The organism is Cyanobacteria bacterium GSL.Bin1, from assembly GCA_009909085.1.
Taxonomy (GTDB): domain Bacteria; phylum Cyanobacteriota; class Cyanobacteriia; order Cyanobacteriales; family Rubidibacteraceae; genus Halothece.
In genome coordinates, this window is sequence record JAAANX010000172.1 from 1 (window position 1) to 25,077 (window position 25,077).

A 25,077-nucleotide genomic window follows, 5' to 3' on the forward strand; every position below is an offset into this window, starting at 1 on the left:
CCTTGGCGGATTTATCACTCTTAGGCTGTGACGAATAAAGACTCCCAGAGCAACCGTTCTCATTTTAGCCTCGGGGAACGGACAATGTGACAGTTGGGGTGCGGAATGTGGGTTAGAAAGTTCAACTAGCCAAGAAAGTAAACGATGAGCGTTTTTACCAATAATGTGACGAGAATGCCCCCATAATACCGTTAGGTTAATGGGGGATGAATCGTCGCCAAAATGAAATAGAAGCATAGTAGTCACCTGCACCTCAAACAACGGTTGAATCGCCTTGGGTTTTTCTCTTTTACCAGTGCATGGGATGATAGTCTTTATAATATGTAATAAATGCGACCAAAACTAGAAGCTAGAAAGCGATTGCGTGGTCAACAGAAGAATCTCTGAGCTTATGACAACAACTAAAACGAAAGTAAAAAGTGCATTTCTGGAAAGACTGCATTCTCCAGAACGTCCTGTCCTCGTCTTTGATGGCGGGATGGGAACGTCATTACAAAGGCAAGAACTCACGCTAGAAGATTTTGGCAGTGCTGAACTCGAAGGATGTAATGAATATCTTGTAAAATCTAAACCGGAAGCCATTGAACAGGTTCACCGTGAATTTTTAGAAGCGGGTGCGGATGTCATTGAAACCGACAGCTTCGGTTCGAGTTCTGTAGTGTTAGCGGAATATGATATTCCTGAACAAGCCTACGAACTGAGTAAAATGGCAGCGGAACTCGCGAAGCGCGTGGCGAAAGAGTATTCAACCCCAGAAAAACCGCGTTTTGTTGCTGGGGCAATGGGACCCACCACGAAACTTCCCACTCTGGGTCATATTGACTTTGACACGATGAAAGAGTCCTACCGTGTCCAAGCCTCTGGGCTTTATGATGGCGGTTCCGACTTATTTATCATCGAAACCTGTCAAGATGTGCTGCAAATTAAATCTGCTTTGAACGCAGTAGAAGAAGTCTTTGCCGAAAAAGGCGATCGCATTCCCATTATGGTTTCTATCACGATGGAAGTTATGGGAACCATGCTGGTGGGAACGGAAATTGATGCAGCGCTGACCATCCTCGAACCTTATGACATTGACATTTTGGGATTAAACTGCGCAACGGGTCCCGACAAAATGAAAGAACACATCAAATATTTGTCGGAACACTCACCGTTTGTTATTTCCTGTATTCCCAACGCAGGACTGCCTGAAAACGTCGGTGGACAAGCCCACTATAAACTGACACCAATGGAATTACGAATGGCGTTAATGCACTTCGTCGAAGACCTCGGTGTCCAAATTGTTGGCGGCTGTTGTGGAACCCGACCGGACCACATTGAACAACTTTACGATATTGCTAAAAACCTCAAACCGAAAGAGCGTCATCCGAAAAATGAATGTGCTGCTGCTTCCATTTACAGCACCCAAAATTATATTCAAGACAACTCCTTCTTAATTATTGGGGAACGCCTGAATGCCAGTGGGTCGAAAAAAACCCGTACCCTCCTCAACGAAGAAGACTGGGATGGTCTGGTTTCCATTGCCAAATCCCAGGTAAAAGAAGGGGCGCACGTCCTCGACGTTAATGTGGACTATGTAGGACGTGACGGCGAACGGGATATGTATGAAGTGGTTTCCCGTTTGGTGAATAACGTGACCCTTCCTCTCATGGTGGACTCCACGGAATGGACGAAAATGGAAGTGGGGTTAAAAACCGCCGGTGGGAAATGCCTCATCAACTCCACCAACTACGAAGACGGCGAAGAACGTTTCTTCAAAGTTTTAGAGTTGGCGAAAAAATATGGCGCCGGTGTCGTCATCGGAACCATTGATGAAGATGGGATGGCACGAACCGCCCAGAAGAAATTTGAAATTGCCCAACGTGCTTATCGACAAGCAGTAGAATATGGCATTCCTCCCTCGGAAATCTTCTTCGATTCCTTAGCTTTACCAATTTCTACCGGGATTGAAGAAGACCGGGTCAACGGCAAAGAAACCATGGAGTCGATTCGGATGATTCGGGAAAACTTACCCGAATGTCATATCATGCTGGGGGTTTCTAACCTCTCCTTTGGCTTGAATTCAGCCGCAAGGGTTGCCCTCAATTCTGTTTTTCTTCACGATGCCGTTGAAGCAGGAATGGATGCAGCCATTGTCAGCGCGAGTAAGATTGTTCCCCTAGCAAAAATCGAAGAAGAACATCAGCAGATTTGTCGTGACCTCATTTATGACCGTCGTGAGTTTAATGAAGACGGAATCTGCACCTATGATCCGCTAACAAAATTAACCGAAGTCTTTGCGGGTAAAAAAGCAGACGTTGCTGCCTCTAGCATGGAAAATCTTTCCATCGAAGACAAACTCAAACAGCACATTATTGATGGGGAACGGATTGGCTTAAATGATGTTCTTGATGAAGCAATGAACACTTATCCGCCGTTGGATATTATTAATAAGTTCCTCCTTGATGGGATGAAAGTGGTTGGGGAACGTTTTGGTGCTGGCGAAATGCAGCTTCCCTTCGTCTTACAGTCTGCCGAAACGATGAAAGCGGCAGTAGCGCATCTTGAACCCCACATGGAAAAAGATGAAGCGGGCGATAATGCCAAAGGAACCTTTGTCATCGCAACCGTAAAAGGCGACGTGCATGATATCGGTAAAAACTTAGTGGATATCATTCTGTCTAATAATGGCTACCGTGTGATTAATATTGGGATTAAACAGCCGGTGGATAATATCATCGCGGCTTACGAAGAACATAATGCTGACTGTATTGCGATGAGTGGGCTATTAGTAAAATCCACTGCCTTCATGAAGGACAATTTAGAAACCTTCAATGAAAAAGGGATTACCGTTCCGGTTATTCTCGGTGGGGCTGCGTTAACGCCGAAATTTGTCTATGGTGACTGTCAAGAAGCCTACAATGGCAAAGTGGTTTACGGGAAAGATGCCTTCTCTGACCTCAACTTCATGGATAAACTCATGCCAGCGAAAGAAGCTGGACAATGGGACAATCTCCAAGGTTTCTTAGGCGAGTTTGCTGAGGGAGAAGAAGAAGGAAAAGGCATTAAAGCCAAAGCCAAAGCGGAAAAAGCCCAAAGCAATGGCAAAGCAGACGCTGAACAAAACGGAAAAAGCGACAAACCTGAAGAACCGAAAGTCGTGGATACCACTCGTTCCGAAGCGGTGGATGTCAATATTGAGCGTCCCACGCCGCCTTTCTGGGGATATAAGCGCTTAAATCCCGATGATATTCCCTTTGATGAGATGCTGTGGTATCTCGACAAACAAGCCCTGTTTGCGGGTCAATGGCAATTCCGCAAGAAGAAAAGTCAATCGCGGGAAGAGTACGATCAGTTTTTACAAGAAACGGTCGAACCGATTCTTGAAGAGTGGAAACAACGCTCGCAGGATGAAAACTTACTCCATCCCCACTTGATTTATGGCTACTTTCCTTGTTACGCGGAAGGGAATACGGTGTATCTGTTTGATCCGAAACTGATGGAAGAGAAAGGAACCATTCCTGAAGGATCAGAACCTGTGGCTGCGTTTGAATTCCCTCGTCAACGGTCAGGACAACGGATGTGTATTGCCGACTTCTACGCGCCGAAAGAATCGGGGATTATTGACGTCTTCCCCATGCAAGCGGTAACTGTCGGTGAAATTGCCACGGAATATGCGAAAGAATTGTTTGCAGCGGATAAATATACCGAATATCTCTATTTCCATGGCTTTGGAGTACAAGCAGCTGAAGCCCTTGCAGAGTGGGGACATACCCGTATTCGTCAAGAATTAGGCTTTGGTGATGAAGATCCCGATAATATCCGTGATATCTTAGCCCAACGCTATCGCGGTTCCCGCTATAGCTTCGGTTATCCCGCTTGTCCCAATATTGAGGATCAGTACACGCTTTTAGATCTGTTAGAGACAAAACAAATTAATCTCTACATGGATGAAAGTGAACAAATCTATCCTGAACAATCTACTACCGCGATTGTTTCTTACCACCCGATCGCGCGTTACTTCAGTGCTTAATTACTGAGTCACTTCTTTTTGAATTAAAACTAAGCAGCGATCGCGTTTTAGGGCGCGATCGTTTTTTACTTTGGGGTATCAATGCGATCATTTATGCAAGGAAAGTACGTGCTAAGAGAAGTTAACGCTAAAGTGGGAGACAGTGAATTATTCCGAGAAACATGATTCTGAGTTCAACTACGTAATGCTTCATTCCGACCACTACCAAGTCCTTGGCGTAACTCCTGATGCTAGTCAAAAAGAGATTAAACAAGCCTATCGGCGCCTAGCTAAACAGTATCATCCTGATCGCAGCGGAGAGCAGAAGAGTCACGACAAAATCATCGCAATTAATGCTGCCTACGAAGTTCTCAGTAACCCCACCTTGAGAGCTTCTTACGATCGCGCGTTTTCTCAGAAGCGATCCGAACGCAATACCCAAGCCCAACAACAATATCACAACCATCGACAGAAAAAACGCCACAGTAATGATCACACCGATTACTGGTTAAAGTACGTTTATCATCCCATCATCCAACAAGTTGAACAAATCACTGCTCCTCTGGAGGCACAAATCGACCACCTAGCAGGGGATCCCTTTGATGATGAACTGCTAGACATTTTTCAAACTTATCTTGAATCCTGTCGGGGATTAGTTCAAAACGCCAAACAAGCCCTCAGTTCCCAACCCAACCGTGTTAATCTCGCCGGAACAGCTGCTAATCTCTATTATTGTTTGAATCAACTCGATGATGGCATTGAAGAATTAGCGTATTTCCCCTTTAATTTTGATGAACACCATCTCCACACTGGAAAAGAGTTATTTCGGATTGCCACGGGATTACAGGAAGAAGCTCAAATTAGAGTCAATCATCATTTTTCTAAAATCTGAACAGAAAACTTTCTGAATCCTTCATCTGATCCGGTTGCGTTAAAAACACTGTGGCGTCCAACTCCCATGCAGTCCGTAGGGAATGTGCTGCTGCAATCCTAAACGGGCTACCGGTTCTAAAGTTTGACCATCCAAAATGACTAATTCTGAAGCATGGTTTTGAGCATTATAAACAAGCGTTAAAACCCAGCCCTCATCTTCATCATGACTACCTGGTTTAGGTACAAAAATGGGTTCACTGACGAAGCCGTGAGGGGCTGCACTCCAAACAAGGCGTTCTTGCGTTTCCCAATCATATTTCAGAATTGCTTGCAAAGGGGCATTTCCTCGGGGTTGATGGGCGGTTCCCATGAATAAATATCGATAGGGTTGTCCCACTTTGTTGGGATGGGCATAGGGAAATTCACAGCAACGAGGTTCGATTAAGTCTTTTTCTACTGTCGCTATATCTAAATTCAGCGTAAAGCGCCAAAGTTGACCCGGATAAAGGGCTTCAAAATCAACATCTCGAAAATCAGATTCAGGGTCAACTTCTGGGAAATCAGCATAGCAAATTGAGTCCATACAAAGCTGATTATTATTTACTTCAAAGGCATTAGCATGATGGAATATAAATCCAGCATTAACTTCTAATTTTTTAACTATTTCACCCCGATTTGGATCCCGAGGAATAATCCAAATCTGACTATTTTTTTCGGGTTTAAACTTAATACATTCTCCTGCGCCTCGAAAGCCTAACACAAAAGGAATGGGATTAAATTCAACTGGATTTTGGAAGAAAATATAGTAGTGAGGAGTAATCGCAAAATCGTGAATAAAGGCAAAGCCAGGAACACTGGTACTTTGTTTCCTTAAAAGCTGAAAGTTGAGGTCGAATTCATACGTATGAATAGTGGTTGATAAACCGGGTTCGATATAAAAATTAATTAAACAAGGCTGATCGTTATTAATAACAGATTGGGGTTCCAGCCAAGGATGGGCAGCAAAAGCTTCTCCCTCTCCTAAAACACCATCTAATTGATCAACACCTCTTGTTTCTAAGGTTTTGGGATCGAGACGATGAGGGAGTCCGCCTTCCCATAGAGCCAGTAATTTACCTCCCCAATAAATAATATTGGTATTGGCAATATTTTTTTGTTTAAAGTCAAAGGCATTATTGAGCCAACCGCCGGGTTTTTGCGTACCAAAGACGTTGCGATAAAGAATGGTTCCTGCTGCTTGTTCTTCCACAAAACCTTGTGTCCGCACAAAGCGGTTTTGGAAATGAACGTTTCCCTCCTGAAACGAAAATTGACAAACCATGCCATCCCCATCAAAGGGATGTTGAACCGGAATGCCGTTGATGTCGAGTAAGCCGGGTCCATTGCGAAATAAAGTGCCGTTTAATTCTTTGGGAACACTTCCAGATAGCGTTTCTAGCCAATAACTTGCTTCCTGTCGTTGCGACTGATAGCCTTGACGCCATTCTTGCTTCGAGTAAGGGTGTTCTTTTTCCGGACTGTGTTTACTGACCAGGGAAGTCATAAGCGGACTCATTCTTTATAAAACTTTACATCTATCATAACTGAAGAATAACGAAATTCCTCAAGCCATGAATCTGCGTTGAGAATGAGGTTTTTAACGTTAAGAAATGTTAAAAACGAGACATAAGATTATTTCCTACTGCACCATGTCTGAGTTTAATTGCAACTCCCTGCCAGTGAAGGCGGTTCTCTTGGGAGCCAGCCCAATTGTTATCTTACCGAGTTCAGCCATTTCTCCTGCTTTACCGGCAATCCAGGATTATTTTGCTGAAGTGAACAATTCTGAATATTGGGTCCGGTTGGTTTTAACCATGCCTGCCCTCTCAATTATTATTGGCGGCTTACTCGCCGGTCAACTGATTGACCGTGTGGGGCGCAAAACCTTGCTGATCACTGCGATGATTTTAGCTAGTATTTCAGGCGTGATGGGTTATGGCTTAGATAGCCTCACCTTGCTTATTCTCACCCGCATTGCCCTTGGTTTTGCTGTTGCTGGCGCCATTACCAGCGTGACAACGCTCATCGCAGATTATTACGAACCCAAGACCCGCTCGACTTTAATGGGGCTACAATCCACTTGTATTGCCACAGTGGGAGTAGTGGTGCTCTCTTTAAGTGGGGTCTTGGCTGATATTAGTTGGCGCGCACCGTTTCTGATTTATTTGTCGCCGTTGATCCTCGTTCCCTTTATGATTTTGTGGTTGCGGGAACCGATTCATGAGGTAGAGGCAGAAGCTGCATCTGTCTTTTCTTGGTCGCAATTGCCCTTACTGACCATTGGCATCATTTATGGAGTGGAACTCCTGCATATGTTCCTGTTTTATCTGACACCCGTGCAGTTGCCATTTTATCTACGCTCTTCTTTTGATGCGTCTGCTTCTCTGAGTGGGGTTGCCATTGCGACAATGACCTTTTGCCAAGCGGGTTCTTCTCTCGGTTACGGCTGGTTAAAAGCAAGATTGACGTTTGTGAATATTCTCGCGATCGCGTTTGCCTTCGGCTGCATCGGACACATCATCGTTGCGGTTGCCCCTAGTATTAAGTTTATTGTTTTGGGTTTAGCCGTGAGTGGACTTGGCTTTGGTTTACTGTTTCCCAACTGTAAAGTTTGGGTGACACAAACTGTTGCGCCGAAAATTCGGGGACGAGCCTTAGGCGGGTTAACAACTGCCTTCTATATTGGTGAGTTTCTCTCGCCCTTTGCCAGTCAAACGGCAGTGAAGTGGGTTGGTGCGAGTGGCACTTATGCTCTAGCTAGTGGCATTTTAGGCGTGGTTGCTGTCTTGGCATTGGCTTCCAGTACGAAAACGGCTCTCATGCCTTCACAAGAATCGTTTTCACGTCATTCTTAAGTGATATGGAACGTTCTCCCGATTCGCTTGGGGTAAAGTTAACGCTTTGGTTAACCAGTACCGTTTTGATTATGACGGGGTTAACTATTTCCCCTTCCTTACCGGGAATGGAAGACTATTTTTCTGATGTTGACAATAGCGAATTTTTAGTCAGGTTAGCGTTAACCATATCGGCGTTACTGATTGTTATTGGTAGCCCGATCGCGGGTCAAATTGTGGATCAATTTGGTCGCAAACCGCTTTTAGTAGTGTCTGTCCTTATTTACGGCTTAGCCGGTGGCGCAGGATTAGTTGTCGATTCCATCTGGCATTTGATTATTGCCCGCGCCATTTTAGGCTTTGCCGCAGGAGGCGTCGCCACCAGTGTCACGACATTAATTGCCGATTATTATGATCCAACAATACGCTCTCGCATCATGGGGATTCAGTCAGCATTTATCGGGGCAGGAGGCTTTATCTTCTCCTCAGTAGGGGGAATTTTGGCGAATGTGGACTGGCGTTATCCCTTTGCCATTTATCTCTCCCCTTTACTGCTGTTGCCGTTGATTCTCTTTGTTTTATATGAGCCGCCACGAGAAAAAACGGCTGCAGTTGATGGCTCACAACAGCAATTTCAAATTCAGATCCCTTGGCGGTTATTGGGATTGATTTACATTATTGAGTTTCTGCACCTACTGACGTTTTATATTACACCCACTCAGTTACCGTTTTATTTGAAAACCAACTTTAGTTTGCCTTCGAGTGGCAGTGGTTTTGCAGTAGCGACCCTAACCCTCTCCCAAGCAGTGGTATCTCTTGCTTATGCCAAAATTAGAGGAAAATTGGGGTATTTACCCATTGTGGGCTTAGCGTTTATTTTAGCGGGGTTGGGGTATGGCATAATTAGTTTTGCTCTCAATTACACTGTGATTCTATTCGGAGCAATGATTAGTGGGTTCGGCTTTGGTTTACTAATGCCCAATGCAAAAGTTTGGATTTCAGAAAAAGTACCCGAACCGATTCGAGGACGGAGTTTAGGGGGACTCAATACCTTCTTCTTTCTCGGTGAATTTGCTTCGCCGGTAGTGGTGCAACCATTGGTGAGTGCAGTCGGAATTGGTCAGGGTTATGCCGTGATTAGTAGTAGTTTGTTACTTTTAGGCGCGATCGCGCTGGGTAGCAGTTTATATAACGCCAGTCAAACGAACAAGTAATACCATCTCTCTGATTGGAAGTGACAGTCCCAGTGCTTCCATTCTCTGTGTTCTCTGTGACTCTGTGGTTCAATTTGTAGCAATCGTTTTCAGAAATAGTATAACCCCTTTAGGGCATTTACAATCTTTCCAACTCTGAGCATCTCTCCTAAATGTTTTTTTAGCCGCATTTTCTGATTAATGTCTTAGCAGTGAGGGCAATTCAGTATTTTTCTGAAATACCGAATACCATAGAAAAAGCAGCAAATGTAAAGAAATGTAAGGGACTACTTATGGCAGATCAGTTGATTCGAGGGACAGCAGCAGATGGTGGGATTCGGGCGGTTGGGCTGATTTCAACCCGACTGACAGAAGAAGCCCGACAACGACACAATCTATCTTATGTTGCGACTGCAGCCTTAGGACGTGCGATGTCCTCCAGTTTATTATTGGCTTCAAATATGAAGCAGGAACAGTCGCGCGTCAATCTTCGCATTAAAAGTAATGGTCCCCTTGGTGGACTGTTAGTGGATGCCGGGGTAGATGGTACCGTTCGGGGTTATGTGCAGAATCCTACCGTTGAATTACCGCCTAATGACCGGGGAAAACTCGATGTTGGCGGTGCTGTCGGACAAGATGGCTATCTTTATGTGATTCGAGATGTTGGTTATGGCTATCCCTACTCCAGTACAGTGGAACTTGTTTCTGGAGAAATTGGTGATGATGTGGCAAATTATTTAGTTACTTCGGAACAAACGCCGTCAGCATTGCTGGTTGGGGTATTTGTTGGTGCGGAAGGGGTAACCGCTGCTGGAGGAATTTTATTACAAGTCCTTCCCAAATCATCCCATGATGAAGCGTTAATACAAACCTTAGAAGGAAGAGTGAGTCAATTATCTGGTTTTACTCCCTTAATGCGACAAGGGAAAACCCTATCAGAAATTTTTGAGGAATTATTGGGCGATATGGGATTACACATCTTCCCTGATGTGCAAATGGTGCGCTTCCATTGCGGTTGTACTTTTGAGCGCATGATGCGGGCCTTAAAGTTACTGGGAATCGCCGAGTTAGAGGATATGATTGAAAAAGATGAAGGAGCAGAAGCGACGTGTCACTTCTGCGGGCAAGTTTATCAAGCGAGTCGGGAAGAATTAGTCGAGTTAGTCGAAAAAATGAAAGTGGAAGGCTAACTTTCTTCTGTTTTTAAAAAGTTATCTTTCTCCGCAGCCAGTTTGTAATCAGTTGCGGAGAATTCCCTTTAAACCATCGCCAAGCAACTGCCCGAAAAGCAGGCTTAGTCAAACGCGCGATCGCCTTTAAAAACCGATTCATCGGACGGAAGCCAACTTTTTGATTAATAATATTAATTGAGCCCACATCATAAAGACAATCTAGGATAATTTTTACTGTTGCTTCTTCCCGTTCTACTAAATTATCTAGTAATAGCAGAACGTCATGCATTCTCTCTTCTTTAATGCGTTCTTCTTCTAAACGTTTTTCTAACTGTAATTTCACTGATTTTTCCGCCGGTACTAGCATTTTTCCTCATAAAAAAAGTGATAAACAATATTGAAAAATGCTGTTTTAGTTTATTTAAAACAGCATTTTTATTAGTAACTCATAGGTAATCAGAGTAACTTATCTCATGGTAATTGATATTGGAAGTCTGTTGGTCCCTGATAATTAGAAAGTTGTGATAAACGTTCGAGACTTTGGGTCCCTCGATACAGTTCACCCTTAATTTCCCAGGTGGGGTAAGATTTAATTGCGGCGTCTTGACAGGCTTCTGGTTGCGGATCGATGCCTCGCGGATCGCATTCAATATAATTCACTTTGTCAAAAGCCGTTTTGCCAAATAGTTGTTTTTGCTCGAAACAGTGGGGACACCAAAATGCTCCATATTTTTTCGCATCGATCGCGCTTAAGTGTTCAGCAAGAGCAATTTCTGCGGGACCAGAAGTGGTGGTAATTTCCCAGCCTTTGGGCGGTTGAGGAGCAGAGTCAGCTAAAGGAATCACACTTACTTCTTGATTAGAGGCATTAACGGTGTTATTGACATCAGAGTAAATCCCCAAGGTCCCAACTAAGGTCACCATGACCACAATAATCCCCGTGAAAAACACTTGTCCTAAATCGTCCCAATCTTTACCGAGTAAGGTTAAGGCTAATAAGCTTAGAGAAAAGAAAGCTGACCCAATACAATAGGGGCAGAACGTTTGTAATTCAAAAGATAAAACATACATTAAGTAACCGCTAAAAGCAGTCATGGCGGTTGCCCCAATCAGGAGGAGGAACCAACTCCATTGTTCTAACTGTTTGCGCAGGCTTTTCTTTTGGTCTGCGTTGACAAAGAGAGGACCCAGAGAGAAAAGGACCATTGCGCTGTAAGCTCCAAACCCAAATAAACTTAAAGGCAGTCCAAAAACTGTCGCATAAGGGCTATTGAGGACATTACTGCAACTTTCCCCTGCTGCTTGGGCACCAGCGACACAACCTACCGTTTGACCAGTGAATTTTTGTACAGTGAGATAAGCAGTGAGAATAGCTCCCAAAAGCGCGATCGCGCCAATTATTGGACGAGACCAGCGATAAATCCAAGGCGTAGAACGTCGTCGTACCATCAATGATTTCCTCTCACAAATTGCGAAATGGGATGAGAATAATTCAATCCTAGCAGTCAAGCTTTTGCCGAAAAGGGATACCGCTCTTCCGGGGGATTTTCGGTTTCTCGTACTGCTTCTACGAATTGACTAACTCGAATCGGATCAATGGGATTGTGAATATTGCCATTCCGCTTCAGAGAACTGGCAACAATCACACCATCGGCTGCTTTGAAAAGACGAGGGACATTATCCCACGTTGCCCCACTACCAATCAAAACAGGTTTACCAGAAGCCACACTAGCCGCAGTTTCCAAGTCTTCTAACCGAGGGGGGTCACCAGTGGTACCACCGGAAATAATGATGCCATCTGCTAACCCTCGTTCCACCGTTTCTTGTACTGCCGTTGCTAAGGGAGGATTGCCCAACGGATAGGCATGTTTGACACAAACATCAGCAAAAATGCCAATGTCTGAGCCCAATTCCCGTCGATAGCGCATTAAATCATGGGCTTCCCCTTCAATAATACCTTGATCGGTTGCCATAATACCGGTGAGTACATTCACCCGAATAAACTGGGCATTGACACAAGACGCGATCGCGATCGCGCTTTTCGCATCATTGCGCAAAACATTAATCCCTACCGGTAACATCACCAAATTCATCACCCGTTGCACAATCAAAGTCATTGCGCTAACCACTGCCGGATCAACTTGATTTTTAGCAAAAGGAGCATCAAAGAAATTTTCAATAATAATACCGTCAACACCACCGGCAGCTAAAGCCGTAGCTTCTTGTTCGGCACGTTCTCGGACAGCTTTTAAGTTACCGCCCCAACGGGGAGAAGAAGGAAGGGGCAGCAGGTGTACAACACCAATCACGGGATGGGAAGTTTGAAAAATTTGTTCTAAGTCCACGTTGTTTACTCGAACGCACTGCGAATAGAGTTCTTGAAGCAGTAACCAGGCGCAAATTATAAATTAATTACGTGATCCACCAGCTACTGTTTAACCCTAACCAACGGTCGCTGCAGGCAAGGGGTCGTCTGCAGAAATAACTTCCACAATCGGTTACCCCCACATCGGAAGGCCTTCCAACGTATTCTGCGACCACAAACTTTTTATAATAGCGGGTTATCGTCATTAAGACTACCACTATCTGACTCACTTCCGACACTGAGCAATCGCTCCTTACCTCAAACCATCCCAATCAAAACTCATATCTGAACTAAATCTAAAACTTTACCGCCGGGTTGTAAAAACAGTGGTAAACATCATTAAGAAACCGCCAATCCCAATCAAAACGGCAATGGCGACTGGAATAACGTTCATCAATTGCTCTTGATCCATGATTCCTTTATCCTTACTTACTGCATCTACCAGTCTCTCAGACCAAGCTTGATCACAACCATCTGTAATTGAAAATTAATGCTCAGTTTTTAGTAAGTGATGAGATTGAGAATGCGGTTCAATATCAGTGGTACAAACTTGCGTTTTCACCAAATTCGCCAACTCTTGAAGTTGATTAATCGCTTCTGCACCTTCTAGTTTCATCAGTTCGCGGTCATCACACAGTTCTGTCCAAGTAATCCCATAATCAGACACCAGAAAGCGAATGAGGTGATTATCGCCTAAGCTAACCATGAATGAAGCACTATTCATTTCTTGACCACAGGTGTAGCAAGATGCAAGGTAGCCCCGCCTTTCGAGAACAATCGCGAGGGCTTGTAAATTCATGACCAAGTCCTGAATAAATTGGCGATGTTGGTGAGCTAGTCGTGTAAACACTTTTATCCTCCAGCGGCACACAATTTTCTTATTGTAGCCTATTTTTTAAGAATTTCTTTAGAATTTGTGACCGTTCTCCAATGACAACAGTTATCTATACGCTAGCAAAGTTCATCCCAAACGACGCCAAGTAAGGTTCAGTTTGATCGATTGACCACTCAAATCAACAGTTGAGGAAGCAGATTCAGTAAATTGATGACAAGCAATTTTCTTGTATTCCCTCTTTCCGATAAGATATAGAATGCTAAGAACAATAATTAACCAATGCTCGTAGCAGATTAAGGAACCGTATCATCGCGTGTTCCTCTGGTATTGAATGAATCAAGGAAGATTAACGAATGAATCAAGAAACATTTAATAAAGTCAAAGGAATTGTTGCTGAACAGCTCGAAATTCAAGATCAAGAAACGATTAAGCCTGAATCCAAATTTGCTGAAGATTTAGGCGCTGATTCCCTGGATGTGGTTGAATTAGTCATGGCTTTAGAAGAGGAATTTGACATCGAAATTCCTGATGAAGCAGCGGAAAAAATTGCCACGGTCCAAGCGGCAGTAGAATACATTGAGGAAAAAGCAGCGACTCCTTCTTCTTAAGGTTCCGAGTGCATGACTCCGGTACACTCCCCAAAAAACACATCGAAAATTATGGCAAATTCGCAAAATCAACGAGTGGTAGTGACGGGACTGGGTGTTGTGGCTCCCGTCGGTAATACCTTAGAGGCATACTGGAACGCCCTCTTAGCAGGGCAAAACGGAATTGGCAAAATTACCCAATTTGACCCGAGTGCTCACGGGAGCCAAATTGCAGGGGAAGTCAAGGGATTTGACCCCCATGAATATTTAGACCGCAAGCAAGCCAAACGCATGGATCGGTTTTCTCAATTTGCCTTGGCTGCTAGTTTACAAGCCTTGAGTGATGCCAAGTTAGAAATCAACGACTTGAATGCCGATCAAGTTGGGGTAATGATTGGGACCGGAATTGGTGGGATTAAAGTGCTAGAAGATCAGCAAGAAGTGTATTTGAATCGGGGACCCAGTCGCTGTAGTCCCTTTATGGTACCAATGATGATTGCCAATATGGCAGCTGGCTTAACGGCGATTCATGTGGGGGCAAAAGGACCAAACTCGTGTCCAGTGACCGCTTGTGCAGCGGGTTCAAATGCAGTGGGAGATGCGTTTCGTGTCATCCAACGGGGAGATGCTCAAGCCATGATTTGTGGTGGAACCGAGGCAGCTGTTACCCCTTTGACTGTTGCAGGGTTTGCTGCTGCTAAAGCCCTCTCCAATCGCAATGATGATCCACAACATGCTTGTCGTCCTTTTGATAAAGATCGGAATGGATTTGTCATTGGTGAAGGATCAGGCATCTTGATTCTGGAATCCTTGGAACACGCGGCAGCAAGAGGGGCAAAAATCTATGGCGAAATAGTGGGATATGGGATGACCTGTGATGCTTACCATATGACTTCCCCGACTCCCGAAGGAACAGGAGCTGCTAAAGCGATCGCGCTAGCCCTCAAAGATGGCAATCTCAAGCCCGAAGACGTGAGCTATGTGAATGCTCATGGCACCAGTACCGCTGCTAATGATGTGACTGAAACCAAAGCGCTCAAAAAAGCGCTTGGAGAATCGGCCTATCGGGTAGCGATTAGTTCGACAAAATCCATGACTGGGCATTTACTCGGCGGTTCCGGCGGTATCGAAGCAGTGGCAACAGTCATGGCAATCGCGAATGACAAAATTCCCCCGACAATTAATCTCGAAAATCCTGATCCCGAATGCGATCTCGACTATGTTCCTCAAATTGCCCGGGAGAGAGTTGTCAACTGTGCTTTGTCAAACTCCTTCGGATTTGGGGGGCACAATATTACATTAGCCTTTAAAAAGTATCCTTCTGGTTAAATGAGTTTTGTCAATATACAAACCACTCAGCATGAGTGCCTTCACCTGAAAAGGCGTCCGCTCTCAATTAGGATCAAAAACTCGCTTGCCCCTCAATCCCACTTTCTGTAAAGATAGAAGGGAATTATGGGCGCTGCTCAAATTTCGCTAGGGTTCTCGGAGAAAACCCATTAAAAAAATTTTCCAATAAACCGTAGTTACAGAAAAATCAGTTATGGTCGCTGCTACTCAATCACTCGAACAACTTTGTATCAATTCAATCCGCTTTCTGGCGATTGATGCCGTCGAAAAAGCCAGTTCAGGACACCCGGGCTTACCGATGGGGGCTGCTCCGATGGCATTTGTCCTCTGGGATAAATTCCTGCGCTTCAACCCGAAAAATCCCCATTGGTTCAATCGCGATCGCTTCGTTCTCTCCGGTGGACATGGGTGTATGTTACATTATGCCCTCCTCTATCTCACCGGTTACGATAGCGTCAGTTTAGATGATATTAAGCAATTCCGTCAATGGGAGTCGAAAACGCCCGGTCACCCTGAAAACTTCATGACCGAAGGGGTAGAAGTGACCACAGGTCCTTTAGGACAAGGAATTTCTAATGCAGTTGGCTTAGCGATTGCAGAAGCTCATTTAGGCGCTCGCTTTAATAAGCCCGATTGTGAACTAGTTAATCACTATACCTATGTGATTGCCACTGATGGTGATTTAATGGAAGGGGTTTCTAACGAAGCCTGTTCTCTCGCGGGACACCTCGGACTCGGCAAACTCATTGCTCTCTACGATGACAACCACATCTCCATTGATGGTGAAACCGAACTCTCCTTCACCGAAGATCGGATGAAACGCTATGAAGCCCTGGGTTGGCATACACAAGTCATTGAAGATGGCAATACCGATCTCGAAGGTTTGGAAAAAGCCATTGCTAATGCCAAAGCAGTGAAAGATAAACCCTCAATTATTGGTATCAGAACCATTATTGGTTTTGGCTCTCCCAATAAAGCCAACAGCCATGATGTTCACGGTGCTGCATTAGGAAAAGATGAAGTCGCAGCAACTCGGAAAGAACTGGGTTGGGAATACGGAGAGTTTGAAGTGCCTGAAGACGCCCTCAACCATTTCCGGAAAGCGGTTGATCGCGGCGCAGAAGCAGAGCGAGAGTGGAAACAACGCTTTGCTGAATATAAGGGCAAATATCCTGAAGAGGCAAAAAACTTCGAGCAACTGATTAATGGTGAACTGCCTGCCGGTTGGGAAGATGCACTGCCCACTTATACCCCCGATGACAAAGCCGATGCAACTCGGAACCAGTCTGGAGCCGTTTTAAATGCGCTTTCTCCTGTCTTACCCGGCTTACTCGGCGGTTCAGCAGACCTCGCCCCTTCTAATAAAACCTACGTTAAATCCAGTGGCGACTTCCAAAAAGGAGCCTACGAAAATCGTAACTTCCGCTTTGGGGTGCGGGAACATGGTATGGGTGCCATTTGTAATGGTATTGCCCATCATAACTCCGGCATTATCCCTTATGGTGCAACCTTCCTGATCTTTACTGATTATATGCGCGGCGCGCTCCGTCTCTCAGCGCTTTCGCGGGCAGGGGTCATCTGGATCATGACCCATGATTCAATTGGTTTAGGAGAAGATGGTCCCACTCACCAACCCGTTGAACATATTGCCTCTTTACGAGCAATGCCGAATTTAGCCGTTTTCCGTCCCGCTGATGGCAATGAAACCTCGGCTGCTTACAAAGTAGCGGTTGAGCGCGCAGTGGGCAATCCTCATGCACCGACTTTACTGTCTCTTTCTCGGCAAAAGCTGCCTAACTTAGCGGGAAGTTCCATTGAGAAAGCAGCGAAGGGCGCTTATGTCCTTTCTGATAGCAACGGTACCCCAGAATTAATCCTGATTGGTACTGGTAGCGAAGTGGAACTCTGTGTGAATGCTGCCGAACAACTCCGTCAAGAGGGCAAAAATGTCCGTGTTGTTTCCATGCCGAGTTGGGAACTATTTGAGGAACAAGACCAAGGATATAAAGAGTCCGTCTTACCTCAAGTAGTGACGAAGCGAGTAGCGGTAGAAGCAGGAACGACCTTCGGTTGGTGCCAGTATGTTGGCGCACAAGGCGCGGTCATTGGTCTTGATCGCTTTGGCGTTTCCGCCCCTGGTCCGGTTGCGATGGAAAATCTTGGCTTTACCACAGCGAATGTGGTCGCAACAGCGAAGAAAGTTCTCGGTTAGTCGCAAGCCTAAAGAAAAAGTCACAGGTGTTATGACATCTGTGGCTTTTGTCCTTCGTCGATCTCAAATGAGTGAATTGTTACTACCAATTGATTAGAGTCTGGGAGTCGTGAGTAACCAATAACTAATGACCAATAACAAACCCTCCATGGAACTAACCTTAGGCTGGTTATATCCCACTTTAATGAGTACTTACGGCGATCGCGGCAATGTCATCTGCTTACAACAACGCAGTCAGTGGCGCGATTTGCAAGTTAACATCGTTCGTCTTGATTTAGATGCAACGGCTGATGCCTTCCAGGATATTGATTTATTTGTGGGGGGCGGCGCCCAAGATCGACAACAAGAAATTGTCATGCGAGATTTAAAGGGAGCCAAAGCCCAAATCTTGCGGAATAAAATCGAAGGCGGGACACCCGGCGTTTTTACCTGTGGTTCGCCGCAACTATTAGGACACTATTATGAACCGGCTTATGGGGAACGCATTGAAGGGTTAGGAATCTTCGACTTAGTGAGTAAACACCCAGGCAACAAAGCGGACCGTTGTATTGGCAATATTGTCTTTCGTTTAACGGCTTCTCCCCTGGCACAGATGGTACAAGCCCGTACCGGTGGACCGCCCATTGTCATTGGCTTTGAAAATCATGGCGGACGGACGTATTTGGGTAATGTGCAACCTTTGGGGCGGGTCATTGTTGGTAATGGGAATAATCAGGAAGATGGCTATGAAGGGGCATTTTATGGCAACGCGATCGCGACCTATGCTCATGGTCCCCTACTCCCCAAAAATCCCTTTCTTGCCGACTGGTTAATTGAAACGGCGCTGGAATTGAAATATCAAAAAACAATCCAACTCTCGCCTCTAGAAGATGAGTTAGCCCAAAAAGCACGTAAAGCAATGTTTAAACGCTTAGAAGTTGGGAATTTAGCTTGATTCAGCTTTCATGACTTGTAATTCTTCCAAACTGGGGTCACTACACCCAGTCATACTCACTTGAGAGCCGAGTTGCAGTACCTGCTTTAAATAAGCAAGGGCTTCTTCTGTAATTGTTTCTCCAGGCATTAAAACCGGTATCCCCGGTGGGTAAGGACAAACCAATTCTGCACTAATTTTGCCCACTGTTGCGGATAAGGGGAGGGTTTCCTTTTCGCCAAAAAAAGCGTGACGAGGCGAAAGACAAGGGGCAAGCGGGGGTAAAGATGATAGGTTCAGGTTGATTTCTTCTGCTGTTTTCTTCTCTCTGAAAGCTCTCAACCCTGCTAATAAAGCTACTATATCTGTTTCTGTGTTACCAAAGGTAACAACAAAGGTCAGGGTTTTTGCGGTAGGTAATTCTGCCGTTACCCCAAACTGATGATGTAAAATTTCATCGGCGGTAAAACCGGTTAAGCCTAAGCCGGAAACATCAATGGTCAGGCGAGTGGGGTCAATGTTCCTGCAACCGGGTTGAGGAGACTGAGGAGAAAACAACGCTAATTCTGGAATGCTTTGTATTCCTGCTTTTGCCCGTTGGGCTAAGGTCAACGCTTGTCCGAGTAAGGTTTCCCCTGCTGTTGCCACTTGGTGACGCGCGGCATCGAGGGATACCAAGAGGAGATGACTGGGACTGCTTGATTGTAAACATTGTAGCGCTGCGGTGAGAGCCGTTGCACTGACTCGTTTTCCCTTTAAATGAAGTAAAGACGCCTGGGTGAGGGCGCCTAGGGTTTTATGTAACGACTGGATGACCACATCAGCACCGAGGGTGAGAGGAGAGGCGGGAAACTGCGGATGAAACCCAAAATGAGCGCCGTGGGCAGCATCCACAATTAGCGGAAGCTGATGAGAATGAGCAATTTGACTCAGGGCTTGAATATCAGCGCACACTCCTTGATACGTCGGAGAGGTAATGAGAACGGCTTTTGCTTGGGGATATTGCGCGATCGTTTGTTCTAAAGCGTCTGGTGTAATGTTGTAAGGCAGATCAAATGTAGGATCATACACCGGGTGCATAAAAATCGGAATGGCACCTGAGAGAATTAATCCCGCGATCGCGCTTTGATGAACATTACGCGGTAATATAATTTGATCCCCATTACGACAGGTCGCTAAGATTGCCGCCATCACCCCAGCGGTTGACCCATTGGTTAAAAACCAAGTTTGATCCGCCCCAAATGCCCCTGCTGCTAAATCTTGCGCCGTTTTCATGACTCCCTCTGCCGGGAACAAATTACCAAATTCTGGTAATTCCGGTAAGTCATAACGAAAGACCGCCTCTCCCCATATATCTGATAACTGCGAAGCAATGCCTTTGCCTCGTTTATGCCCTGGAACATAAAATTCAGCATGAGGACGATTGCCACTTGCCTTTAGAACATCTAAAAGCGGAGTCTCACCTTGGGAGAAAGCATCAGCATCTGTCATTATTTCCCTGCTGCAAAAATAGAAGAATTTTGAGAAGCAAACATCAAATTTGCTAATTTATAAGCCAGCCTAGCCCCAACATTGGCATCCCATTCATCCTCAGGATCATTGAGATTAGGAGAAACTTCACATAAATCAAAACCGATAATTTGTTTCCCTGCTTGAACCAACATTTCTAGCAAATAAATCGCCTGATTAAAATCTAACCCGCCAGGCACCGGTGTTCCCGTATGAGGGCAAAATTGCGGGCTTAAACCATCCACATCAAAGCTAATATAAATCTTCTCAGGTAAACTAGTTATAATTTCTCGACATTGCTCGGCCCAAACATAACCGTGATAAGCTTTTTCTTTTAATTGCCAATCAGTAAACCATTGCACGCGCTGATCTGCTTTTGCTCTTTCTATTTCTCCTCGTGAAAAATCTCGAATTCCCACTTGAATTAAATGAGAAATTCCAGATAATTGGAGCACGTTATACATAATTGATGCATGAGAATAAGTAAATCCTTCGTAAGTATTTCTTAAATCAGCATGAGCATCAATTTGTAAAATTCCATAGCAACCATATTTTTCAGTTAATGCTTTTATAAAGCCTAAAGGAACACTATGATCACCGCCAATTAAACCAATTAATTTATTTTGCTTTAGCAAGGAACTCGTTTCTTCATAAACCCATTGATTTAAACGATCAGACGCGTGATTGACTTCTCTTAATTGCGCTTGGATTGCTTGATCTTGAAAATGACCTCCTGCTTCTTGATATTCAATCACCTGTTTAGCAACTGTTCGCGTTTGATCATTTTTTGCCAATAGTTCTGTATTGACTGGTCTTGTATAATGCCCAATTTTCCATGCTTCAGAAACATAAGAGTCAGTTGGTTCTAGTTGTATAGAAGCATCAATAATCGCTTGCGGTCCTCTTGCTGTTCCTTCGCTGTAAGAGGTTGTGACATCCCAAGGAACTGGATGAAAAATAATTTTTGCTTCCTCTGAAGAGTAAGGATAGCCTAAAAATTGACCGTTTGGCCGAGAAATATCATCGGGATCAATAAAATTTGTAGAGAACTTTTTCATAAAGAAAAAAGTTAGCGTATTTGGATTGAAAGAAATTGTAACGATCAGCCTAAAATGAAGATTTTAGTATGGGTTGTCCATTTTGATAAAAAGGACGGAGGGACTGTATAACTGCACCGACAACCTGGGTTAATCCTTGTTCCTCATTAAAATGTCGAGCGGTTGCATATAATCGGCTTTCTAGTTCAGTTAAACTCGGAAACATTTCTATGACTTGTTTCAGTAAACTATCGAGTTGATGGCTCATCATTAAAGACCAATCTTGTTCATTAAACTCGATTTTATAATAGAGCATCGAAAATAATAAAATCTTAATCCGAAGCGGAGTGGTATAGCGAGTGATTTCATAGCGGAGATCAAATAAACTGCAATAATTTTTTGTCTCTTCTGCAATTTGTTGTTCTGCTGTTGCTGGAGATTGATGAGAATTTGTGTTTACACTGGAGTTTATTGATTCTAAGGCTTGTGCTTGAGACGCTTGTTGATGCTCTTCTCGTAATTGTTGGGAGATTACTAAACTATTTGAATGATCCTCTTGTTGAATATTCGTATAACCCGTAGAAGCACCTGTTTGATCTGAGCCCTCTCCTCTAATTTCAGTAACTTTTGAAGAAAGCCCATCATCATGATCATTGTCTACTAAAGGTTTTGACGACTCATATAGCAATTTCACTTCATTAATAATTGCATTAGCAACAATTTGATATTTATCTTTCTTATTTAAAGTCTTAACCACATCATTGATACATTGACTAAACGCATCTAAACTCGTTTCTCTTTGACAAAGTTCTTGTATTAAAAACTTAGTCCGATATTGGGAAAGGATATGAGGACTATTTTCCCAACGGTGCATATAGGCGCAGAAGAGTAATTTTTTGATACGCGTAATTTCTGGATTTTTTTTCAAACTACGAACAATTTGATCAAGTGGAGATAGGATTGGTTTTTGGTTATTAGTAAGAGGGAGTGATCCAGTAGAAAAATTTTTGAAGTAAGGGGTTAAATCACGAATAACATCGACAACAGTTTGATAGCGATCGCGCGCATTCCATTTCACCATCCGGCTTAAAATGTTGGCGAACTCATCATCAACATTCACTAAATGCCGCCATAACAATTCTCCTGTTTTTGGATCGTCCTTGAGTCGTTTAGGCGCCATTCCGCTTAATCCTTGAATAACGATTTTTCCCAAGGCATAAATATCACTGTTATATGATGGTCTTCCTCCCTGCTGCTCAATTGGCATGTAAGCAGGAGTGCCAATGGCAACTGTAAATTCCGAATCTTCTTTTTCTTCATCATACAGGGTGGCAATTTTTTTCACTGAACCAAAATCAATCAGGACTAGTTTATGATCACTCTTACGCCGGATAATATTTTCTGGTTTGAGATCACGGTGAATCACTTTATTTTCATGAATAAAACGTAAAATCTCAAGGGTATCTTGAAGAAAAATAATTGCCTTTTCTTGGGTCCAAACGGGTCCTTCTTTCAGTTCTTTTGATAATAAGTCGCCCTCAATATACTCTTGGACTAAATAAAATTGTTCATTTTCTTCAAAATGAGCTTTCAGTTCGGGAATTTGCGGATGACTGCCAATACGAGCCAGAACCGCCGCCTCTAAGTTAAACAGACGCCTTGCTGTTTGTAACATCCAAGGTTCTTTGGCTTGAGGCTTGAGTTGTTTCACTACGCACCAAGGATGTCCTGGAAAGTCACAATCTTGAGCCAGAAAGGTTTGACCAAATCCCCCCACCCCCAATTCTTGAACAATATAATAGCGATTGCGTAGCTTGGTTCCCAACATAGCTTTTTTTTGTCTGTTTCCATCTCAACTATGGTCAATTAACCGCTCAGTTGCGTTTTTAGACTCTCTGACGATCTCAACTAATCTCATTACTGTGATGCGTGCAGAATGATTTTGAGTGGCACTAATCCTATGGTAGTTATTTCAATGATATCGATGACTAAATCTTAACATTTTGATGAACTTTAAAGCTGTTATTTAAATCACTTTAATCAATAAAATCATGTTGAAAGTTGTCTTATACGAACCTCAAATTCCCCCCAATACAGGAAATATCGCTCGCACCTGTGCTGCAACTCAGACGGAGCTTCATCTCGTTGGTCAATTAGGATTCGATATTAGCGATCGCGCTGTCAAACGAGCGGGGCTGGATTACTGGCCCTATGTCGATTTACACCAGCATCCCGACTGGCGGACTTTCATGGCGATCAAAAATCAACAAGGAGGTCGCTTGATTGCCTTTAGTGTCAAAGGACAATCGTCTCATCTGAGTTACACATTCCAACCCCAAGATTGGCTGTTGTTTGGCCAAGAGAATAAGGGATTACCTTCAGCAATTATGGCAAGTTGTGACCAAATTTTAAGGATTCCGATGTCTCATCCCAAGGTACGGAGTCTCAACTTATCGGTAAGTGTGGCGGTTGGTTTATATGAAGCGAAACGACAAATTGGTGATTTTACTTAAGTTAATTTTCTAGACTTTACTAGAATTTATTTGTGATTTATAGAAAATATAAAGATGCTTCAAATCATTTTTTTTGGAATTGAATAAATTAATTGAAAAAACTCGAAAACAGTTTATTATGGGCTTGTGCTTTTATAGAAACTGAGCAAAATAACTTATCTAGTCACAGAATCTACTGGAATCTAACTTCAGTAACTGCTGCGACTCCTGATTAACCTTACTCTCAAATCAAATCATCATCTAGCAGAAGCGATCAGAGATGCTGTTAATCAACCCACCGCCCATTCAACTACAGACAACTTTTATTCTCAATATTTAAGGCAGAGCAAAAGGAGGTTTTCTTGAAGTATTTACTGAATCGTATTCGTTGTTTATCCTTACCTTGGCTCGTCTCTCGTCCTCAGATGGCTTCCCTGACCCTTCCTATCCTAGCCATTTCTGCAGTCGCAGAACCAGTAGGAGCTTGGCAAAAAAAAGCTAGTGTGAGTCATCCGGACTCCCGAGTGAACGTCGGGAGCTTGCGGATGAGCGTTGGTCAACCAGGCGAATTCGAAGCGATTTCCCCACAGTTGACAATTCAGCCGATTACTTATCACCAAATCCAACCGGGAGATACCCTGTGGGAATTGGCTCAAAAGTATGATATTTCTACTCGTGAGCTAGCAGAATATAATGCAATCACAACCCAAGACTTGCTCCAAATTGGCGAGACTTTAGAAATTCCCTTACCTCAGAATCTAGCTCAACAAGAGCCTCAATTGCTCAATTTTCGCTCAGGAGCCATTGGAGGAGCTATTTCCTCGGATCATTCAGAAAATATTGTCTTAGAATCTTTTGTTGAGGAAACATCAATTTCTCCTGTGCCTCGTGTGATTAATCAGGACACACTTGCGCCAAGAGAGGAAAGTGAAAATTCATTATCACAAGTCCCGATTCAACAATTTCTAGCTGATGTTCAAAAATTACAGGCTAACTATGAAAAAGAGCCTGTGGAACCATTAGAGGGAAGCGATTTAGAGTGGAGTAGTCATTCAGAAGGCGATCATCAAGGCAAAGTTTTCTCTCCAGTCGAATCATCTGAATCATCTCCTAGCTCCTATCCCAATTCACTTGCCACCGCTCCAATTAAGGTTGAGTTTTATAATCCCTCATTGTCTGCACCCATTGGCGAAATGGTAAGCCCAGAATTGCCTCCTCTCTCTTCTCCCGAACAATATCTTCCGAGTCACCCTCAAAAATTTGATGGCTATATTTGGCCAGCAGAAGGGGTTTTCACTTCTGGATATGGGATGCGATGGGGCAGAATGCACCGGGGCATTGATATTGCTGCTCCCATTGGGACTCCAATTTTGGCGGCTGCTCCGGGAGAAGTGGTGGTTGCCGGTTGGCATAATGGTGGCTATGGTAATCTTGTCAAACTAAAGCATCCTGACGGCAGTTTGACTCTCTATGCCCACAATAATAAAGTTTTGGTGCAGAAAGGGCAGGAAGTCGATCAGGGACAACAAATTGCTGAAATGGGCAGTACCGGACGCAGTACGGGTCCCCATTTACATTTTGAAATTCATCCTGCTGGAACAGGTGCAAAAAATCCGTTAGCTTATTTGCCAAAACGTTGATTGTCTCGAAGAGATTACTTTCAATAAAGTAGAGG

At 44.0% G+C, this 25,077-nt stretch carries 19 protein-coding genes; 11 read left to right on the forward strand and 8 right to left on the reverse strand.

Translation table 11 applies throughout. The annotated features are described in order from the left end of the window. The first annotated feature begins 391 nt into the window (after positions 1-391). Positions 392-4,012, forward strand: coding sequence for a methionine synthase (gene metH, locus GVY04_19775; protein NBD18286.1), 3,621 nt, complete (start codon positions 392-394; stop codon positions 4,010-4,012). 184 nt (positions 4,013-4,196) lie between these two features. Then, on the forward strand, positions 4,197-4,883 hold the full coding sequence (locus GVY04_19780; GenBank protein NBD18287.1) for a DnaJ domain-containing protein: 687 nt from the start codon (positions 4,197-4,199) through the stop codon (positions 4,881-4,883). 39 nt (positions 4,884-4,922) lie between these two features. Here GVY04_19780 and GVY04_19785 read toward each other — a convergent pair whose 3' ends face one another. Further along, a complete protein-coding gene (locus tag GVY04_19785; protein NBD18288.1) occupies positions 4,923-6,407 on the reverse strand; it encodes an Apocarotenoid-15,15'-oxygenase in 1,485 nt (494 codons plus the stop codon). A gap of 145 nt (positions 6,408-6,552) precedes the next feature. Here GVY04_19785 and GVY04_19790 point away from each other — a divergent pair, with 145 nt between their 5' ends. The 3 genes from GVY04_19790 to GVY04_19800 all read left to right on the forward strand — a co-directional run bounded on the left by GVY04_19790 (position 6,553) and on the right by GVY04_19800 (position 10,120). After that, positions 6,553-7,758 (forward strand): MFS transporter, encoded by a 1,206-nt coding sequence (locus GVY04_19790; GenBank protein NBD18289.1) that lies wholly within the window; start codon positions 6,553-6,555, stop codon positions 7,756-7,758. A 5-nt stretch (positions 7,759-7,763) separates the two neighbouring features. Then, positions 7,764-8,951, forward strand: coding sequence for an MFS transporter (locus tag GVY04_19795; protein NBD18290.1), 1,188 nt, complete (start codon positions 7,764-7,766; stop codon positions 8,949-8,951). A 272-nt stretch (positions 8,952-9,223) separates the two neighbouring features. Next, complete coding sequence (locus GVY04_19800; GenBank protein ID NBD18291.1) at positions 9,224-10,120, forward strand: Hsp33 family molecular chaperone HslO; 897 nt, start codon at positions 9,224-9,226, stop codon at positions 10,118-10,120. 13 nt (positions 10,121-10,133) lie between these two features. On the opposite strand, the gene GVY04_19805 is transcribed toward GVY04_19800, so the two are convergent. From GVY04_19805 to GVY04_19820, 4 genes are all read right to left on the reverse strand, one after another. Further along, a complete protein-coding gene (locus tag GVY04_19805) occupies positions 10,134-10,469 on the reverse strand; it encodes a hypothetical protein (protein ID NBD18292.1) in 336 nt (111 codons plus the stop codon). 104 nt (positions 10,470-10,573) lie between these two features. After that, positions 10,574-11,551: a hypothetical protein gene (locus GVY04_19810; GenBank protein ID NBD18293.1), complete on the reverse strand. Its 978-nt coding sequence runs from the start codon at positions 11,549-11,551 to the stop codon at positions 10,574-10,576. A gap of 56 nt (positions 11,552-11,607) precedes the next feature. Beyond that, complete coding sequence (locus GVY04_19815) at positions 11,608-12,447, reverse strand: BtpA/SgcQ family protein (protein NBD18294.1); 840 nt, start codon at positions 12,445-12,447, stop codon at positions 11,608-11,610. A gap of 507 nt (positions 12,448-12,954) precedes the next feature. Beyond that, the gene (locus tag GVY04_19820; GenBank protein ID NBD18295.1) at positions 12,955-13,317 is read right to left on the reverse strand and encodes a DUF1815 family protein; all 363 of its coding nucleotides are present in this window, start codon (positions 13,315-13,317) and stop codon (positions 12,955-12,957) included. Positions 13,318-13,655: 338 nt separating this feature from the next. Here GVY04_19820 and acpP point away from each other — a divergent pair, with 338 nt between their 5' ends. The 4 genes from acpP to GVY04_19840 all read left to right on the forward strand — a co-directional run bounded on the left by acpP (position 13,656) and on the right by GVY04_19840 (position 18,385). After that, the gene (gene acpP / locus GVY04_19825; protein ID NBD18296.1) at positions 13,656-13,910 is read left to right on the forward strand and encodes an acyl carrier protein; all 255 of its coding nucleotides are present in this window, start codon (positions 13,656-13,658) and stop codon (positions 13,908-13,910) included. A 51-nt stretch (positions 13,911-13,961) separates the two neighbouring features. Beyond that, the gene (fabF, locus tag GVY04_19830; GenBank protein NBD18297.1) at positions 13,962-15,218 is read left to right on the forward strand and encodes a beta-ketoacyl-ACP synthase II; all 1,257 of its coding nucleotides are present in this window, start codon (positions 13,962-13,964) and stop codon (positions 15,216-15,218) included. 214 nt (positions 15,219-15,432) lie between these two features. Further along, positions 15,433-17,451, forward strand: coding sequence for a transketolase (gene tkt / locus GVY04_19835; GenBank protein ID NBD18298.1), 2,019 nt, complete (start codon positions 15,433-15,435; stop codon positions 17,449-17,451). A gap of 148 nt (positions 17,452-17,599) precedes the next feature. Next, positions 17,600-18,385, forward strand: coding sequence for a cobalamin biosynthesis protein CobQ (locus tag GVY04_19840; protein NBD18299.1), 786 nt, complete (start codon positions 17,600-17,602; stop codon positions 18,383-18,385). Here GVY04_19840 and GVY04_19845 read toward each other — a convergent pair. From GVY04_19845 to GVY04_19855, 3 genes are read right to left on the reverse strand one after another with little or no spacing between them, the layout of a single operon-like run. Next, entirely contained in the window at positions 18,377-19,855 is a 1,479-nt protein-coding gene (locus GVY04_19845) for an aminotransferase class I/II-fold pyridoxal phosphate-dependent enzyme (GenBank protein NBD18300.1), read from the reverse strand. The two genes, GVY04_19840 and GVY04_19845, sit on opposite strands and share 9 nt — an antisense overlap. Continuing rightward, on the reverse strand, positions 19,855-20,931 hold the full coding sequence (locus GVY04_19850; protein NBD18301.1) for an agmatinase: 1,077 nt from the start codon (positions 20,929-20,931) through the stop codon (positions 19,855-19,857). Before GVY04_19850 ends, GVY04_19845 begins: the two co-directional genes overlap by 1 nt. A 49-nt stretch (positions 20,932-20,980) precedes the next feature. Next, entirely contained in the window at positions 20,981-22,738 is a 1,758-nt protein-coding gene (locus GVY04_19855; GenBank protein ID NBD18302.1) for a protein kinase, read from the reverse strand. 223 nt (positions 22,739-22,961) lie between these two features. Here GVY04_19855 and trmL point away from each other — a divergent pair, with 223 nt between their 5' ends. After that, positions 22,962-23,423 carry a tRNA (uridine(34)/cytosine(34)/5-carboxymethylaminomethyluridine(34)-2'-O)-methyltransferase TrmL gene (gene trmL / locus GVY04_19860; protein ID NBD18303.1) on the forward strand — a complete coding sequence of 154 codons (462 nt, stop codon included), beginning with the start codon at positions 22,962-22,964 and terminating at the stop codon, positions 23,421-23,423. Between the two features lie 404 nt (positions 23,424-23,827). Continuing rightward, positions 23,828-25,042 carry a peptidoglycan DD-metalloendopeptidase family protein gene (locus GVY04_19865; GenBank protein NBD18304.1) on the forward strand — a complete coding sequence of 405 codons (1,215 nt, stop codon included), beginning with the start codon at positions 23,828-23,830 and terminating at the stop codon, positions 25,040-25,042. Positions 25,043-25,077 lie beyond the last annotated feature (35 nt).

What these genes read in the sequence shown, in the direction of transcription:
- metH (NBD18286.1), top strand. Translation starts at nt 392, where the DNA reads ATGACAACAACTAAAACGAAAGTAAAAAGTGCATTTCTGGAAAGACTG.
- GVY04_19850 (NBD18301.1), bottom strand. Translation starts at nt 20,931, where the DNA reads ATGAAAAAGTTCTCTACAAATTTTATTGATCCCGATGATATTTCTCGG.
- trmL (NBD18303.1), top strand. Translation starts at nt 22,962, where the DNA reads ATGTTGAAAGTTGTCTTATACGAACCTCAAATTCCCCCCAATACAGGA.
- GVY04_19845 (NBD18300.1), bottom strand. Translation starts at nt 19,855, where the DNA reads ATGACAGATGCTGATGCTTTCTCCCAAGGTGAGACTCCGCTTTTAGAT.
- GVY04_19785 (NBD18288.1), bottom strand. Translation starts at nt 6,407, where the DNA reads ATGACTTCCCTGGTCAGTAAACACAGTCCGGAAAAAGAACACCCTTAC.
- GVY04_19855 (NBD18302.1), bottom strand. Translation starts at nt 22,738, where the DNA reads ATGTTGGGAACCAAGCTACGCAATCGCTATTATATTGTTCAAGAATTG.
- GVY04_19805 (NBD18292.1), bottom strand. Translation starts at nt 10,469, where the DNA reads ATGCTAGTACCGGCGGAAAAATCAGTGAAATTACAGTTAGAAAAACGT.
- GVY04_19840 (NBD18299.1), top strand. Translation starts at nt 17,600, where the DNA reads ATGGAACTAACCTTAGGCTGGTTATATCCCACTTTAATGAGTACTTAC.
- tkt (NBD18298.1), top strand. Translation starts at nt 15,433, where the DNA reads ATGGTCGCTGCTACTCAATCACTCGAACAACTTTGTATCAATTCAATC.
- GVY04_19865 (NBD18304.1), top strand. Translation starts at nt 23,828, where the DNA reads ATGGCTTCCCTGACCCTTCCTATCCTAGCCATTTCTGCAGTCGCAGAA.
- GVY04_19780 (NBD18287.1), top strand. Translation starts at nt 4,197, where the DNA reads ATGCTTCATTCCGACCACTACCAAGTCCTTGGCGTAACTCCTGATGCT.
- GVY04_19810 (NBD18293.1), bottom strand. Translation starts at nt 11,551, where the DNA reads ATGGTACGACGACGTTCTACGCCTTGGATTTATCGCTGGTCTCGTCCA.
- GVY04_19790 (NBD18289.1), top strand. Translation starts at nt 6,553, where the DNA reads ATGTCTGAGTTTAATTGCAACTCCCTGCCAGTGAAGGCGGTTCTCTTG.
- GVY04_19795 (NBD18290.1), top strand. Translation starts at nt 7,764, where the DNA reads ATGGAACGTTCTCCCGATTCGCTTGGGGTAAAGTTAACGCTTTGGTTA.
- fabF (NBD18297.1), top strand. Translation starts at nt 13,962, where the DNA reads ATGGCAAATTCGCAAAATCAACGAGTGGTAGTGACGGGACTGGGTGTT.
- acpP (NBD18296.1), top strand. Translation starts at nt 13,656, where the DNA reads ATGAATCAAGAAACATTTAATAAAGTCAAAGGAATTGTTGCTGAACAG.
- GVY04_19800 (NBD18291.1), top strand. Translation starts at nt 9,224, where the DNA reads ATGGCAGATCAGTTGATTCGAGGGACAGCAGCAGATGGTGGGATTCGG.